The sequence below is a fragment of the Streptomyces sp. NPDC002232 genome, assembly GCF_042890295.1.
Lineage (GTDB): Bacteria > Actinomycetota > Actinomycetes > Streptomycetales > Streptomycetaceae > Streptomyces.
In genome coordinates this window covers 1108603-1122477 of the sequence record NZ_JBIARV010000004.1, presented here as the reverse complement: position 1 = coordinate 1122477, position 13875 = coordinate 1108603, and the positions used below count along the sequence as shown (strand labels likewise).

General features: G+C 70.9%; 14 protein-coding genes. 7 read left to right on the top strand and 7 right to left on the bottom strand.

What is annotated here, in order from left to right; all coding sequences use genetic code 11:
• Nucleotides 1-40 precede the first annotated feature (40 nt).
• Nucleotides 41-664 carry an isochorismatase family protein gene (locus ACFYXU_RS22985; RefSeq protein ID WP_389407007.1) on the top strand — a complete coding sequence of 208 codons (624 nt, stop codon included), beginning with the start codon at nucleotides 41-43 and terminating at the stop codon, nucleotides 662-664.
• Nucleotides 665-722: 58 nt separating this feature from the next.
• On the opposite strand, the gene ACFYXU_RS22980 is transcribed toward ACFYXU_RS22985, so the two are convergent.
• The gene (locus tag ACFYXU_RS22980) at nucleotides 723-1250 is read right to left on the bottom strand and encodes a ferredoxin (protein WP_389407006.1); all 528 of its coding nucleotides are present in this window, start codon (nucleotides 1248-1250) and stop codon (nucleotides 723-725) included.
• Between the two features lie 86 nt (nucleotides 1251-1336).
• Here ACFYXU_RS22980 and ACFYXU_RS22975 point away from each other — a divergent pair, with 86 nt between their 5' ends.
• From ACFYXU_RS22975 to ACFYXU_RS22955, 5 genes are all read left to right on the top strand, one after another.
• On the top strand, nucleotides 1337-2665 hold the full coding sequence (locus tag ACFYXU_RS22975; protein ID WP_389459585.1) for a phosphatidylserine/phosphatidylglycerophosphate/cardiolipin synthase family protein: 1329 nt from the start codon (nucleotides 1337-1339) through the stop codon (nucleotides 2663-2665).
• A 79-nt stretch (nucleotides 2666-2744) separates the two neighbouring features.
• Nucleotides 2745-3137: a DUF4440 domain-containing protein gene (locus ACFYXU_RS22970; RefSeq protein WP_389407004.1), complete on the top strand. Its 393-nt coding sequence runs from the start codon at nucleotides 2745-2747 to the stop codon at nucleotides 3135-3137.
• Between the two features lie 123 nt (nucleotides 3138-3260).
• Entirely contained in the window at nucleotides 3261-4646 is a 1386-nt protein-coding gene (locus tag ACFYXU_RS22965) for a TerD family protein (protein ID WP_389459686.1), read from the top strand.
• Nucleotides 4647-4799: 153 nt separating this feature from the next.
• Complete coding sequence (locus ACFYXU_RS22960) at nucleotides 4800-5093, top strand: hypothetical protein (protein WP_389407003.1); 294 nt, start codon at nucleotides 4800-4802, stop codon at nucleotides 5091-5093.
• Complete coding sequence (locus ACFYXU_RS22955) at nucleotides 5090-6043, top strand: zeta toxin family protein (protein ID WP_389407002.1); 954 nt, start codon at nucleotides 5090-5092, stop codon at nucleotides 6041-6043. The genes ACFYXU_RS22960 and ACFYXU_RS22955 overlap by 4 nt, the downstream gene beginning before the upstream one ends.
• Here ACFYXU_RS22955 and ACFYXU_RS22950 read toward each other — a convergent pair.
• The 5 genes from ACFYXU_RS22950 to ACFYXU_RS22930 form a co-directional block, all read right to left on the bottom strand.
• A complete protein-coding gene (locus tag ACFYXU_RS22950) occupies nucleotides 6040-6735 on the bottom strand; it encodes a hypothetical protein (RefSeq protein WP_389407001.1) in 696 nt (231 codons plus the stop codon). The two genes, ACFYXU_RS22955 and ACFYXU_RS22950, sit on opposite strands and share 4 nt — an antisense overlap.
• 185 nt (nucleotides 6736-6920) lie before the next feature.
• Entirely contained in the window at nucleotides 6921-7424 is a 504-nt protein-coding gene (locus ACFYXU_RS22945; RefSeq protein WP_376510131.1) for an N-acetyltransferase, read from the bottom strand.
• A 197-nt stretch (nucleotides 7425-7621) separates the two neighbouring features.
• The gene (locus ACFYXU_RS22940) at nucleotides 7622-8272 is read right to left on the bottom strand and encodes a hypothetical protein (protein ID WP_389407000.1); all 651 of its coding nucleotides are present in this window, start codon (nucleotides 8270-8272) and stop codon (nucleotides 7622-7624) included.
• A gap of 281 nt (nucleotides 8273-8553) precedes the next feature.
• Nucleotides 8554-8931: a fic family toxin-antitoxin system, toxin component gene (locus tag ACFYXU_RS22935; protein ID WP_329858663.1), complete on the bottom strand. Its 378-nt coding sequence runs from the start codon at nucleotides 8929-8931 to the stop codon at nucleotides 8554-8556.
• Nucleotides 8931-9170, bottom strand: coding sequence for a hypothetical protein (locus tag ACFYXU_RS22930; RefSeq protein ID WP_329857973.1), 240 nt, complete (start codon nucleotides 9168-9170; stop codon nucleotides 8931-8933). Before ACFYXU_RS22930 ends, ACFYXU_RS22935 begins: the two co-directional genes overlap by 1 nt.
• A gap of 127 nt (nucleotides 9171-9297) precedes the next feature.
• Between ACFYXU_RS22930 and ACFYXU_RS22925 the strand changes: the two genes are divergently transcribed.
• Nucleotides 9298-9876, top strand: coding sequence for a hypothetical protein (locus ACFYXU_RS22925; RefSeq protein WP_389406999.1), 579 nt, complete (start codon nucleotides 9298-9300; stop codon nucleotides 9874-9876).
• A gap of 205 nt (nucleotides 9877-10081) precedes the next feature.
• Here the strand turns inward: ACFYXU_RS22925 and ACFYXU_RS22920 are convergent, their stop codons facing one another.
• Nucleotides 10082-13432, bottom strand: coding sequence for a LamG-like jellyroll fold domain-containing protein (locus ACFYXU_RS22920; protein ID WP_389406998.1), 3351 nt, complete (start codon nucleotides 13430-13432; stop codon nucleotides 10082-10084).
• Nucleotides 13433-13875 lie beyond the last annotated feature (443 nt).

Sequence of the window (13875 nt, the reverse complement as noted above, 5' to 3'; positions counted from 1 at the left end):
CCGCCCACCCACTCACCCTCACCCCTCGGATCGGAACGCCATGAGCCTGCCCGCAGTACCGCCCTACCCCATGCCCCGCCCCGACGACCTGCCGGCCAACCGGGTGGACTGGACCGTCGACCCGGACCGTGCCGTCCTCCTCGTCCACGACCTCCAGAACTACTTCCTGGCGCCGTTCGACAGCGGGGCGGAGCCGCTGACCGCGCTGTTCGCCAACCTGGACCGGCTCCGCAAGGAGGCCGCCCGGCTGGGCGTGCCCGTCGTCTACACCGCCCAGCCCGGCGGTCAGACGCCCGAACAGCGCGGTCTCCAGCAGGACTTCTGGGGTCCCGGCATCCCGGACGACCCGCACGCCGCGGCCATCGCGGACGCGGCGGCACCCGAGCCGGGCGATGTCCTCCTCACCAAATGGAAGTACAGCGCCTTCGTCCGCACCGACCTCCTGGAGCGCCTGCGCGAGCAGGGACGCGACCAGATCGTGATCACGGGGGTGTACGCGCACATCGGAGTGCTGATGACGGCGTGCGACGCCTGGATGAGCGACATCCAGGCCTTCGTCGTCGCGGACGCCACCGCCGACTTCTCGGAGCGGGAGCACCGGACGGCCCTGGAATGGGCGGCGGGCCGATGCGCGGTCGTCACGACGGCCGACCGCGTCTTCTGACGGGCCGGAGGAGCCGGGGCCACGGCCCCGGCGCAGGACGTGCGCTCCGGCACCACCGTCAGAGCCGCGGCAGTCGGTCCTCGCCCGCTGGAGGACGGCGCTCCTCGAGCCAGAACAGATAGGCGCGCAGGTGGGCGGCCAACTCCCCGTCGATGTAGCCGGCGTACGCCACGGCCGCGGCCGCCACTCCTTGCCCGGCCTTCGCGTCGTCGGCCTCCCAGTCGGCCAGCCGGTTCGCCAGGTACTCCTGGACGCGCCCTCGGTCACGCCACCATTCCCGCACCGTTTCCGAGGTCCAGTGCGTGTCACCGTCACAGCCGTAGCCGGAGAACGCCTCGGCTTCCGCCGCGTCGACCAGATGCCGCAGTTCCTCGCGGGTCCGGGGCTGCCGGTACACGTACTCGGTGAAGTGGTCGGCCTCGTAGAGGACGAGCCCGGGGGCATGGATGCGGCCGGTGCCGCAGTTGTCGGTATCGGCCCCGTAGAACGGCCCCGGGACGTTGAGCCACTTCCGATCCGACCACCGTCCCTGAAACGCGCCGTGCGCGTCACGGAGCAGAGGCACAGGATCGAAGTAGAGGTCCACGGCTCAAGGTTAGCGATGCTTCGCGCACCGCAGGCGCATGAGGGCGCACGGGATTCTCCGGCTCCGCGTGGGTGACAATACGTCCCGTGAAGATCATCAAGAGCAAGTTCGGAACAACCCTGGCGGCGCTGTCCGTTGGCGCGGCCCTGACCGTCGCCCCGGCGGCGTCGGCCGCTCCGGTGGGGGTGCCGACCGTCATCACCGGCGCGATATTCAACAACCCGACGGGAGTCGCCGCCGGAACTCCTCAGGACACCCCCAACGACCCCGTACGGCTCGCCGAGACCCGCATCAAGCGGCATCTGCTGGACCTCGTCAACGGTGCGGCGGAGGGTTCCTCCATCCAGATCTCCGTCTACCTCGACTGGGACGGGGACGTGACCAAGGCGTTGGTCGCGGCCCACAAGAGGGGCGTCAACGTCCAGGTGATCGCCGGCGACGACCGCTACTCCGCGGTGGCCGGCCTCAAGACCGAACTCGTGAAGCCCGGTGCCCCGAACTCCTGGTTCCGTGCCTGCCGGACGACCGTTCAGCCCGACGCCACCGTCGTCCACGACGCCTGCCTCGCGAAGGACGCCACCGCTCCGCGCGACAACGTCAACCACCAGAAGTTCTTCCTGTTCTCCCGTACCAAGGGGAACGGGGACGAGTACGTCGACAACGTGGTGGTGCAGTCGTCCGGCAACCTCACCGAGGCCGACTACACGAGGTGGTGGAACGACGCCCTGACGGTCGTCGGCAACAGCGCCCTGTTCGGCGCGTACCAGACGTACTTCGAGGCCCAGGCGGCGGCCGCGGCGGGCGGACCGCAGACCAGCAACTACGCCACCGACACCGCGGCGGGCAAGGCCAAGGTCTACTTCTTCCCGAAGTCGGGTGACGACACGATCGTCAACGTCCTCAAGACGGTGATCCCCGCCGGCACGCAGACCCCGTGCGCGGGCAACACATCCGTGGGCACCAAGGACGGCCGGACGAAGATCCGCATCGCGCAGGGACACACCACCCGACCCGAGGTGGCCAAGCAGCTGTGGGAGCTCGCCCAGGCCGGCTGCCACATCGAGGTCGTGTACCGCTCGCTGGAGAACTGGGACACGGCGGGGAACCCGTACTCGCAGGTGTCCCCCTGGCTCACCAGGCCGACCACGGGGAAGGGCCGCATCATCCTCCACGACCTCGGGAACGACGAGCGTGACGGCACCGACACCCACACCAAGTACCTGCTGATCGAGGGCACGTACTACAACGGACCCGACAAGAAGATCGTCTTCACCGGCAGCCACACGTACACGGAGAACGCCCTCCGGTACAACGACGAAGCGCTCCTCAAGTACGAGGACCCGGCCGTCTTCGCCGCGTACCTCCAGAACTTCGAGGACCAGCGCGCGGCCTCCCTCGCGGAGCGCGAACTGTAGGGACTCCGCTCGCGTGGGCTGGAGCGCTCCCCGGCGCCGGACTTGACAGTGCGCCCTCCGGGAACGGGAGGATGCGTCCATGATCGACACGACTGCGCACCCCGACGAGCAGGAGGCCGTCGCCGCGGCGACGGACGGTGAACTGCGCCTCCACGACCCCGCCGTGCGGGACTCGGCGGACGGCGTCCGGCTGCTCGACCCCGAGTTCGTCGAGGTCGGTGCTTCCGGGCGACGCTGGACGTACGCGGACATGGTCGCGGCCCTGCCCACCCTGCACGGAGGCGCCGACGGCCCGCGCATCGAGGTCTCCGGCCTGCGCGGAGTGCTCCTCGCCCCCGACCTGGTACACCTGACGTACGAGAGCGTCATCGCCGGCCGCCGGGCGCGCCGCAGCTCCCTGTGGCGGCGCGGCGAGGGGAAGACCGGATGGCGGCTGTACTACCACCAGGGCACGCCCGTCCCCGAGGGCTGAGTTCCTCGCGCCGCGGGACGGGGCTCGTCCCCGCGATGGACCTTCCTTGACCTTGCGTAGGCCTTCCGTACCCTTCCGTGGACCTTTCCCGGAGGAACGTGCCAGCATGACGTGGTGACACGGATGGTCAAGGGGGAGAACCTGCCGGTCCCCGGGCAGGCGTGGCGGGTCGAAGTCGCCCGGAGGACGGTCGGTCCCGGCCTGCCCGAGGAGGCGGTGACGGCCCGCGCCGTGTTCCTCGACGCCTCCGGTGAGGTGGTCGGGCAGGTGCCCTTCGCACCCGGCGGAGTCGCGGACGGGTGTGCCACGGACTGCCTGGAGCTCGATCCCGGACACGTCCCGGCGCACGTCGGACGCGTCGTGATCGTCGCCGTGGCCCAGGGCCGGACGTTCGGTCAGGTCCAAGGCCTCACCCTGCGCACGCTGAGCGTGACGACCGGGGAGCCACTGGCTCAGTACGAGATCGCCGACGCCGACGGCGAGACGGTCTTGGTCCTCGGTGAGTACGAGCGGTGGGACGGCGGTTGGAGGTTCCTTGCGGGGGGCGCGGCGTTCGAAGCGGGGCTCGACGCGCTGGCGAAGGACTTCGGGATCTCGGTGTCGGGACCCACAGCGTCGGGTCCTGTGGAACTTCCGCACCCGGCGGTGGGCAAGTCGGCGGCCCCTGTCGGGACGGCGCCACTGGAGCTTCCCCGGGACGCCGTCGGCAAGACCTCCGGGTCGGGCGCCCACGCTCCCGCCCGGGACCCGCACGGCGCGGGCGGGGAGCACGACGCCTCGCCCGTGGCTCCGTTCCCGGGGCCTGGGGTGATCCCGGTGGTCGCCTCCGCACCTCCGTCTCCCGAGGTGCTCGCCGCCGCAGGGATGCTCGGCGGGGAGTTCGACGACATCGTGTACAGCGGAAGGGGCCGCGCCCGGTTCGCCATGGCCGCGACCCCGCCGCCCGGCTACGTCCTGGTCGACTTCGCCCGGACCGGCACCGGCTCCTTCGACCTGGACTCCATCGACTGGGACGGCAGAGAAGCCGTCGACCTGGGCGACTCGTACACCTCCCGCCGGTTCGAGCGGCGGGCGATGTGGTGCGACAACCTCTATCCGCTGCGGTTCCGCGTCGACTGCGACTCCCATGACGCGTGGACGATCGTGATCCGCCCCGTCAGTGCGGCGCGCCCGCTCGGCGAGGGGGCCAGCGGCCGTGGCTCCGACGTCCTGCTGCACGCCGGTCCCGTCGGCGAGCTGGTCTCCCACCTCCGTCCGGCGCAGTCGACCACGTCGTTGCGCGTCGAAGGGCACAAGCCTCGGCGCCCCAACAGCCCGGCCCCATACCCGGACGTGCTGGCGAGCGAGTACGGCCGGAACCTGAAGGACGCGCGTGTCCTGCCGGAGGGGCCACTGCTGGTCGCGGTCGTCCGGGGGGAGGGTGACTGGTCGCTGGAGGTGCACCCCGCCAGGACTGCCCCGTCCCGGGAGAAGCGCTCCGGCTTCTGGCAGCGCCTCCGCAGGGGCTAGGGCGGCTTTCCCGCACGTACATCCGTATCAGGTGACGAAGAGGCGATCATGAAGGACGAGACGGTCGAGACCCTCCAGGTGGGCGCCGTCTCGCGTGCCGCCAGGTGGGCGATCGCCACGGTCCGCGGGTGACGACTGGGACAGGGGAGCACCATGACGGAGCAGAACGCCCTACTGGCCGGGATGGGGGCGGCCTCCTGGTCGGCCGAGGAGGGCACCGCGTACGAGGTGGCCCTCGAAGGGATCAGCCACGTGGTGGGGGCCTACTCCCGGCTGATCGCCCGCGCCGAGAAGGCGGGGGACTCCGCGCGGGCCGGTGAGCTGGTCGCCGAGCAGGGCGCGTGGGCCGCGCGGCGCAAGAGCCTCACGCCGCCGGACCAGGACGCGGTGGCCGCGGTCACCGCCGAGTCCGCCTGCACGCTGGCGCGGCTGAGGAGCGAGCGGTGACGGAGGTCGACCGGAGCCGCTACGTCCTGTCCGAGGCGGAGAACGAGCGGATCTTCCGCGAGCGGATCGTGCCGCAGCAGCTGGCCGGGACCCCGCAGGAGCAGCCGATCGCCGTGATCGTGTCCGGGCAGACCGGGGCGGGCAAGACCGCGATCGCCGCGCTGGTGACCACCGCCCTGGCGGTGCGCGGCGAGTCGGTCACGCTCAACCTCGACACCTGCAAGCCGCACCACCCGATGTTCGACGAGCTGATGGCGGCCGACGACACGACCGCCGGCGCGTACACGAGCATCGACGGCCACAAGTGGCTGGAGAAGTCCGAGGCGTACGCCCTCGAGCAGGGCTTCGACCTCGTCATGGAGTCGGCGATGCGCGACCCGCGCGACTTCGAGGAGCCCGCCGCGCGGCTGCGGGCGGCGGGCTACCGGATCGAGATCCCGGTGGTCGCCGTCCACGCGTCCGAGAGCCGACTCGGCGCCTTGGACCGCTACCTCCGGCAGGTCGAGGCCTTCGGTCAGGGGCGGAAGATCGACCTGGCCATCCACGACGCCTGCTACGACGGCGTGCTGCGCGCGACCGGCCATCTGGACACCGGCCCCCTGGCGCACGCCGTCTTCGTCGTCCGCCGCGACGCGAGCGTCGTCCACCGCACGCACCTGGACTCCTCCGACCGCCGGCTCGACGCACCCGACACCCCGGGCGCAGTGGAGCGGGAACGCAACGCCCCCTGGCCCGAGCGGAGGTCCCGGGTGTTCGCCGACGCCACGGGCCGCGCGCTTCGGCGGATCGAGGCGCTGCCACCGGAGATGCGCGCCCCGGCCCGCCAGGAGCTCGCCGAAGTCGTCGAACTCGCGCGGCCGCTGGCGCACCCCGACGCGTACGCCGCGATGCGGAGCATGCTCGCCACACCGCAGGGACGACCAAGCGGACGTTCCCGGTCGCAGCGCTAGCCGGCCCAGGGCAGGCGGACGGCTTCGATCTCAGGGTCCGCGAGCAGCGCCTCGACGAGCGGGCGGGGGCCGCTGACCTTGGTGCCCCAGAGGTCGAAGTCGGTGTACACGACCCAGGAGCGATCCTCGGCCCACAGGTTGGAGGGGGTGTACAGGATGTCCGGGTTGTCGAAGAGGGCCTGGGCGTCCCCCAGCCGGCCGGAGCGGACATGCGAGAGCTCGAAGTTCCGCACGGTGATCGGGTTGTAGTACGCGAAGCAGGGTGTGTCCGCTCCCTGGGGGCTGTGCTCGGTGAGGAAGCGGATCAGCTGGTCCCATGTCGGCCTGTCGAGACTGCCCTCGGCGGGCCACTCGATGGAGCCGGACCGGACGACTGGCTCTCTCGCGGAGGGCAAGCAGCCGGGTCCGGGGTACTTGCCCTCCGGTACGACCGGATCACCGATCCGCGCGGCCAGGTCGGCCCAGCGCAGCCGCTGCCAACCGGGGCCAGGGTGCTCGTCGCGGCTCTGGCCGTCGTTGACGGAATCCTCTGCGGTTGCTCCGCGCTCGTACAGGCCACCGAGCACCCAGGCAGCATCAGGTCGCCCGGGCACCTCGTAGCCGGTGAGGCCGTCGTCCTGGGAGAGCTCGGCGAGCCAGTCCGTCTCGGAGCCGGGGGCGAGGGGCCACAGGGCAAGGATGTCGTCAGGCATCCGGCCAGGCTACGGGCCTGGTCATGAGCAGCTGCGGCCGCCCCGGGGGAACTTCCCGGTCACGGGCAGCTCCGGCCGCCCCAGGGAGACTTCCCGGTCACAGGCCCACCGCCCACCCTGGCCTCGTGCTCTTCACTCGGCCGGGACGAGCGACAGCGTTCGCGATCAGCACGAGCGACGGGCAGTCACGCGCCGGGGTGCTCCGGCAGGGCGAGCCAGTCCGGCCAGGAGATCTCCCGGCCGAGGAAGCGCGGCTGCTCGAACGGCCAGTCGGCGGCGATCCACTGCGGCACCAGGGCGTCGAAGGCCTGCTCGACCTCGCTTCCCACCAGTTCGTCGACCACCCACCAGGCGATCTCACCGTCCGCGCCGGCCTTCTCAGGAGGGTCGACGTACACACAGCCGAGCAGAGCCGTCTCCGCCGCGTCGAACAGCCCGTAGTTGAAGGACTGGTGTGCGGCGATCTCCTTCTCGTGCCGCAGCAGATCGGCCTGGTCGGCCTCGTAGGTCATGGTGGCCGCGGGCCAGCCCCAGGCCGGACCGAAGATCGTCCACAGCCGCTCCCGCGAACCCATCACGGCCGGATGGTCGAGCGGGGCGTCCGCCTCCCGGATCGGCCGCAGGTGATGCCCACCCCCAGGCAGCGGTACGACAAGGGGATGAACGAAATCATCGGGAAGCCAGCTCATAGCGCCTGACCGTAGCAGCACATGATCATCCACCCGCCCATGGTTCTTTCCTCTACCGAGCCAGGCGCGTCGGGGCGTCGTTCACGTGGGAGAGCCCTCCCGGCCCGCGCAGGGAGCAGACCGACGGGTCTCACGGAGAAGACGGTGGCCCAGGCCGGGCGAGGGGGTGGGGGACGGACGTCCCACCGTTGCTCCCTCTACGTCACGGCTGTGGACTCACCGGACCAAGTGAAGCGGACCCAGCGGCAGCTCCAGTCGTCGTCCGCGTAGGTCCGCGCAGGCCCGTTGATCTCTTCCTCGGACATGTACCGGCCCCGCGTTCCGTCGTGCCATCCGCAGGTGACGCGATACGTGCCGGGCTTGACCCACAGCACCGTGCCGAGGCTCCGCTGGTCGTCGAGGTTGAGCTGGACCGGTGGATGGAGCCGAGCCAGGGCCTGGATCGAGGCTTCCCTTTCCTGCGGTGTCGCGTACGAGCCGGTCCCGTCCGCGTTCACCGCCGTCCCGACGACGACGGCCCGGCCGCTGCGAAGCGTCAGCCGCCCCGCGTCCTGCTCCTCGCCCACCGCCCGAGCGGCGTACCGACGCGGCGCGTCCGTCCTGTTCGTGGGGATCCACGAACGCACGATCAGAAAGCTGTCGTCGTCACCAGCAGGGGCCTGCGAGCTCCGGCCGAACGCGATCTCCGCGGTGCCGTCGCCGTCCGTGTCCCAGACGAGACCGGCATGCTCCTGATCGCTGCCGAAGCGCACCGACGCAGCTTCGAGGTCATCGTCGTCCGGGTGCAGTGCCGACCAGGCGCGGGCATGGTCACAGGCGGGATCCAGCTCGAAGTCGCGGTCGTACACGGCACCGCCCCACTCGGAGAAGGCCCCGATGTCGCAGACGAGCAGCCCTCCGCCGAGGGAACCGACCCTCACGGACTCCCATCTGTACGGGGACTGCGACCTGGAATTCTCGGTGCTCACGGAAGCTGCTGCCGATCGTTGACGGGTACGGGACACGGACGGCTACCAGTGTGGGTCACCACAGCGACCACTTGCGTCAGTGGAATCACGTCATCGCCTACGCAGGACGGCGGCCGGGACCCGTCGGCATACGGAACGTGCGAGCGGCGCAGCTGTGCTTCTCAGGTGGCGGTGGGCCAGGTGCGCAGGAGGGCGGCGATTCGTCCGCAGGTGCAGGTGGGATCGAGGAGCAGGTCCTTGAGCGCGATGGCGTCCGCCCGTGTGGGCTTGACGGAGATGCCGGCGGCGTCGAGGTACATCACGCCCGTTGCGGCAGCCACGGCCAGGTTGGAGCGCTCCAGCCACCGGCACCGGCCCAGCGTGTGCACCAGAGCCGCGGCCTTCGCATAGGCACCGTCGTAGACGGGCTGCTCGAAGAGTTCGGCACGGTGACGGGCGACGGCGGACACCGGGACGCCGTAGTCGTCAGGGGCCGGGTCATCCGCTCCCGCCGCCTCGGCGACCTGCAGAATCCAGGGCACGTCGATGTGCAGCTCCATCATGCGGCGCGCGTCCCCCGAAGCGTCTGCTGGTCCCGCTCGGCCTCGTCGAAGACGCCCTGGTGCTCGGCCAGGAACCGGGCTGCCGCGTCCACCGCCCGGGCACGGAGGCCACTGGCGTCGTCCTGCACCAGCCGGGCGAGGTAGTCCCCCACGCTCAGCCCGAGATCGGCAGCACGCTTCCTCGCGAGCTCCGCGACGTCCTCATCCACCCGGGCACCCAGCTGTGTCTTCGCCATACGATGCATGGTAACAGTCGTTACCAGACTTGCCGAGTCCTGGCCACCGCCGGCCACCGCGCATGGTTTGGGGACTGTTTCGAGGGACCGTGGCCCGTTGTCAGTGGTGGCCGGTACGTTGGCGATCATGGGTCTCTATCTGGTGAGTGTCGCCGCGCAGGACTGGTCGCGGCCCGGCGAGGACGGCTACGGAGATGTCGCGACGGCGCTGAGCGTCGAGCTGGAGAGGCGCGGGCTGCCCCCGTATGCGCTGCCCAAGGCCGCCCAGAAGGCACAGGGGTGGTTCGAGGAGAAGGTCAGCCCGTCCATGGACGGCTTCGAGCAGTTGTGCCGTTCGCTCCTGACCGATACCGAGCTGTCCGTCCTTCTCGATTGGAGCGTGCTGGTGCCGTTCGCTCTGGAGGAGCAGATCCTGCTCCCCGTCGGTACCGCGTACTCCGGCGACGAGACGACGGTCTCCGGGGCTCCCCAGGTGCTTGCCCTGGCCGAGCGGCTGGCCGAGGCTGTCGGGCTGCCCACGGACTCGATACCGGTGGGCGAGAACCTCACGCTCAGCCTGTGGTTCCTGGAGGGCGCGGCCGAGCAGACCGCCCGCGTGCGGCCGGGGCCGTGGGTCAAGGACCGCGACGCGGCCTTCTACGTGGCGCTCTACCTGCGCGCCGCGCAGTACTCCCTGCGGCACGGCTGCCCGATGACCTATTCCTGAGAGGCCTCGGCGGTCGGTCGGCCGGAGTGTCCTGACTCGGGTCCGTCGCTCGAGGCCGGTCGGTCGAGCCGCCCTGATCCGAGCCCGGCCGACCCCGTGCGGACCCGTCGGGCGCCCGGGCTCGTCGTGAGTCCTGGACCGCGCGACTGGCTTCGGGATCCCGGGGGCCGCGCGGTCCTCCTGCGCGGCCCCCGGGGCGTCGCCCCTACGGCTTCTCGGCTGTGTGCAGTGCGGTCACCTCCTCGGAGGAGAGTGCCTTGTCGAAGGCGTGGACCCCGTCGACCGAGCCCTTCCAGAAGTCGACGTTCCCGCCGCCCCACTTGGCGCGGCCCACCGTGAACGGACCCGTGCTCACATCGGCCGGACCCGCGGCCGCCGTGGCGGCGAGGACCCCGTCCACGTACAGTCGGATCTCGTTCTTCGTGGCATCCCGGACGCCCACCAGGTGGTACCAGCGGCCGAGCTCGGGGGTCGTCACGTAGCGGGCCCGGTTGCCGCCCGGTGCGCTGAAGGCGAACGCGCCCTGGCCGTACTGGAGGTAGAAGGGGTTCTCCTGACGGCGGCCGTCCTGGCTGACGACGGTCGCGTAGTTCCCGGGCAGGGAGTCCAGCGTCGCCCACGCCGACACGGAGTAGCTCGTCGTGGTGTCGATGACGGGGCCGTCCGTCTGGGCGAAGTGGCCCTGGCCGTCGAACGTCAGCGCGCTTCCGCCGACTCCGGTGCCCCAGCCCGTGCCCGCGTTGAGCGTGAGCGTCCGTCCGCCGGGGCCGGAGTCACGGGCCGTCGTGCCGGTCCCCTCGTCCAGATTCCAGGAGGCGCCGCCCTTCAGCGGGCCGTGCTGCCCGGCGGCCGCGCCGGCCGCGATGACCTTCAGGTTGATCGCGCGGACCCGGGCCGGGTCGACCTTGATCTCCCGACGGTCGTACGTGTACAGGCCGTTCAGCTCGTTCTCCAGGTCGGAGATCTGGGTGTAGACGGACCCGGACAGTTCGGCGCCCGCCGCCTCCAGGTAGAACTTCTCGGTGTTCTCGACGTACTTGCGGGTCAGGGCCTCCTTGTCGGCCACGCCGCTGTAGATCACCGTCGGGGCTCCCGGCCACATGTGGCCCGGGGCGCGCAGGGTGAAGCCGCCGTGCTCGCCGTCCAGCGCCGCCCGGTGGTCGGGATAGGCCGGATCGGTGTTGTTGTAGTCGTGGTGGTCGACGATGTCGCCCTTGCCGGAGTCACCCTTCGAGTTGCAGCAGTTGACCCCGCTGTGGGCGTTGACGATGCGGGACGGGTCGGCCGCCTTGACCGCCTCGGCGATCCGGCCGGTCTCCTCCCGGTCCCACTCGCCCCAGCCCTCGTTGAAGACCGTCCAGCCGATGACCGACGGGGAGTCGTGGTGGCGGCGCATCATCTCGCGGCCCTGGTCGACGAACGCCTGGCGTCCGGCGTCGTCCTTGAGGTCGCCCGACACGAAGTCCTGCCAGACGAGCAGCCCCAGCCGGTCCGCGTGGTAGAACCAGCGGTCCGACTCCACCTTGATGTGCTTGCGCACGGCGTTGAAGCCGAGCTTCTTGTGCGCCTCGAGGTCGAAGGCGAGCGCCTTGTCGCTCGGCTGGGTGTAGAGGCCGTCCGGCCAGAAGCCCTGGTCCAGCGTGGCCAGCGAGAAGATCGGCTTCCCGTTGAGGACCAGCTTCTGGAAGCCGCCCACCTTCTGGATCGCGATCTTCCGCATGCCGAAGTAGCCGTCGACGCGATCGGCGGAGCGGCCGTCGGTCAGGCGTACCTCCAGGTCGTAGAGGTACGGGTCGTCCGGGCTCCACAGGTGCTGCCGCGCGACCGGGAGGCGCAGGGTCCCGGACGCCGGGCCGGAGACCCGGCCGACGACCTTGCCCCGGGCGTCACGGGCGACGGCCTCCACGCGCGCGCCGGCCGAGGCGCGGGCGGACTCGACCTTCACGGCCAGAGTGCCCGTGTCGATGTCGGGGGTCGTGACGAGGTCGTCGACGGCCACCGGGGCCACGGGCTCCATCCACACCGTCTGCCAGATGCCCGACGACTGGGTGTAGAAGATGCCGCCCGGGTGGGTGGACTGCTTGCCCGTCGGCTGGTTCGGGCCTCCGGTGTCGGTGACCGCGACCACCACCTCCTGGGGGCCCTTCGCCTTGAGGGCGTCGGTGACGTCGGCGCTGAAGGCGTTGTAGCCGCCGGTGTGCTCGGCCACCCGCTTGCCGTTCACCCAGACGGTCGCCTGGTAGTCGACGGCGCCGAAGTTGAGCATCAGCCGGTTGTCCTTGCCGGCCTTGCCGACCTTCCAGTCCTTGGGCACGTCCACCAGGCGGCGGTAGAACATGTGGTCCTCGTGCCGCTCGATCCCGGACAGCTGGGACTCGACGGGGAAGGGCACGACGATCTTCTCGCCGAGGTCCTTGCCGAAGACCGGCTGCTCGCCGGCGTCCGCGGCCGCGAACTGCCAGGGACCGTTGAGGTTTTTCCACCGGGAGCGCACCTGCTGCGGGCGCGGGTACTCCGGCAGCGGGTTCGTGCGGTCCAGGGTGTCGCCCCACGCGGTGGTCAGCCGGTGCGTGGAGGAGTTGGCCGCCGAGCGGAGGATGCGGGGGACGGTCTCGTTCCCGTTCTTCAGGCCGCCGGCGCCGTCGTAGTCGACGCGTACCTGCTGGCCCTTCTGGATGGGCTCGGCCAGCTCGACGACCGCTGTCCTCGGGTCGTCCTTGGCCGCGGACACCGAGCGGATCGGCAGGGGCGTGGTGTCCGCCTCCACCGTGAGGTGCTCGGCCACCGACGCCAGGCCGCCGACCGGGTGGTCGAAGCGCAGACGCAGCTGCCGTCCGCTCGCCGTGACGGTCGGCTCCACCGGGTAGACCTGGAAGTCGGTGGGCGGGGTGAAGGCCGACTCGGGGACGAGCTGCTTGGCCAGGGTCGGAGTCGACCAGCGCAGGAACATGTTGGCGCCGCCGACGTCCTGGAACATCTCCAGCCGGAAGTCGTGCTTCTCGCCCGCCGTCAGCCGGACCGGGGCGCTGGTCTGCTCCCGGTCCCAGTCGGGCACCCAGTGGTCGATCACCGGCTTGCCGTCGACGTACAGACGGAAGCCGTTGTCGCCGATGCCGTAGAAGGTGTAGTCGCCGGTGACCGGAGCCTCGATCCGCCCGGTCCAGCGGGCGGTGGTGTGCTCGGTCCGGCCGGTCAGCGACTGGAAGGTGCCGGTGAGGCCCGAGAAGTTGATCTGCGGGTCGAGAGCGGTGCCGCCCAGCTTGTCGAAGTCCCGTGCGCCGGGCGCCGACATGCTGAAGTACTCGCCCTTGAGGCCGTGCACTTCGATGGCCGCGTCCCGTGCGGAGACCGCAGGAGTGGCTGGGGCAGCTGCGGCGAGTGACGTGGATGAGGTGGCCGAGGCGATGGTGCCGCCCGGCTGGACTGCCGGGGAGGCGATGCCGTCCGGCTGGGCGGCCGAGGCGGTCGGGGTCAGGGAGCCGACGGGCAGTACCAGGGCGGCGGCGGTGAGCAGCGCCCGTATTCCGTTTCGGGAGCGGGTGGTTCGTCGTGTCATCGAGTCTTCCTCTTGGAGAGGGGATCGGAGCGGCCGGACCGGACCCGGGGAACGCATGTCGGCGGAAGTGTCCTCGCGAGAGGCCGTGTTCCCCTCGCGAGCGCGGGTGCCTCTCGGGGGCGCGGACTCCCCTTGGGACCCGGGGCCCGGCGGTTGTCGCACCGTCACGCCGGCAGGCGAGGGCCGGCGTCGGACGGGCCGCCCGGACATCACCACGGCGGTGCCGTGGTGGGCGGGGGCGGATATTCCAACGTTGGAAAACTGTGTGCAGCGGAATGACAGCACGCGCCACGAGGGCTGTCCAGACCCCGCGCAGCTTCCTTCCGACCGGTCGTCAACTCCCCTGCCGTTACCGGGGAACCGATCGGCGGAAGCATTCCGGAAACGTCGCCCCGGGCTCTTGCAGAGGCCACCGAGGCGCGGTTATAACGTTGTAAAGCCGG

What these genes read in the sequence shown, in the direction of transcription:
- ACFYXU_RS22935 (WP_329858663.1), bottom strand. Translation starts at nt 8,931, where the DNA reads ATGGAGCTGCACATCGACGTGCCCTGGATTCTGCAGGTCGCCGAGGCG.
- ACFYXU_RS22965 (WP_389459686.1), top strand. Translation starts at nt 3,261, where the DNA reads ATGGTCAAGGGGGAGAACCTGCCGGTCCCCGGGCAGGCGTGGCGGGTC.
- ACFYXU_RS22950 (WP_389407001.1), bottom strand. Translation starts at nt 6,735, where the DNA reads ATGCCTGACGACATCCTTGCCCTGTGGCCCCTCGCCCCCGGCTCCGAG.
- ACFYXU_RS22945 (WP_376510131.1), bottom strand. Translation starts at nt 7,424, where the DNA reads ATGAGCTGGCTTCCCGATGATTTCGTTCATCCCCTTGTCGTACCGCTG.
- ACFYXU_RS22970 (WP_389407004.1), top strand. Translation starts at nt 2,745, where the DNA reads ATGATCGACACGACTGCGCACCCCGACGAGCAGGAGGCCGTCGCCGCG.
- ACFYXU_RS22920 (WP_389406998.1), bottom strand. Translation starts at nt 13,432, where the DNA reads ATGACACGACGAACCACCCGCTCCCGAAACGGAATACGGGCGCTGCTC.
- ACFYXU_RS22925 (WP_389406999.1), top strand. Translation starts at nt 9,298, where the DNA reads ATGGGTCTCTATCTGGTGAGTGTCGCCGCGCAGGACTGGTCGCGGCCC.
- ACFYXU_RS22985 (WP_389407007.1), top strand. Translation starts at nt 41, where the DNA reads ATGAGCCTGCCCGCAGTACCGCCCTACCCCATGCCCCGCCCCGACGAC.
- ACFYXU_RS22930 (WP_329857973.1), bottom strand. Translation starts at nt 9,170, where the DNA reads ATGGCGAAGACACAGCTGGGTGCCCGGGTGGATGAGGACGTCGCGGAG.
- ACFYXU_RS22960 (WP_389407003.1), top strand. Translation starts at nt 4,800, where the DNA reads ATGACGGAGCAGAACGCCCTACTGGCCGGGATGGGGGCGGCCTCCTGG.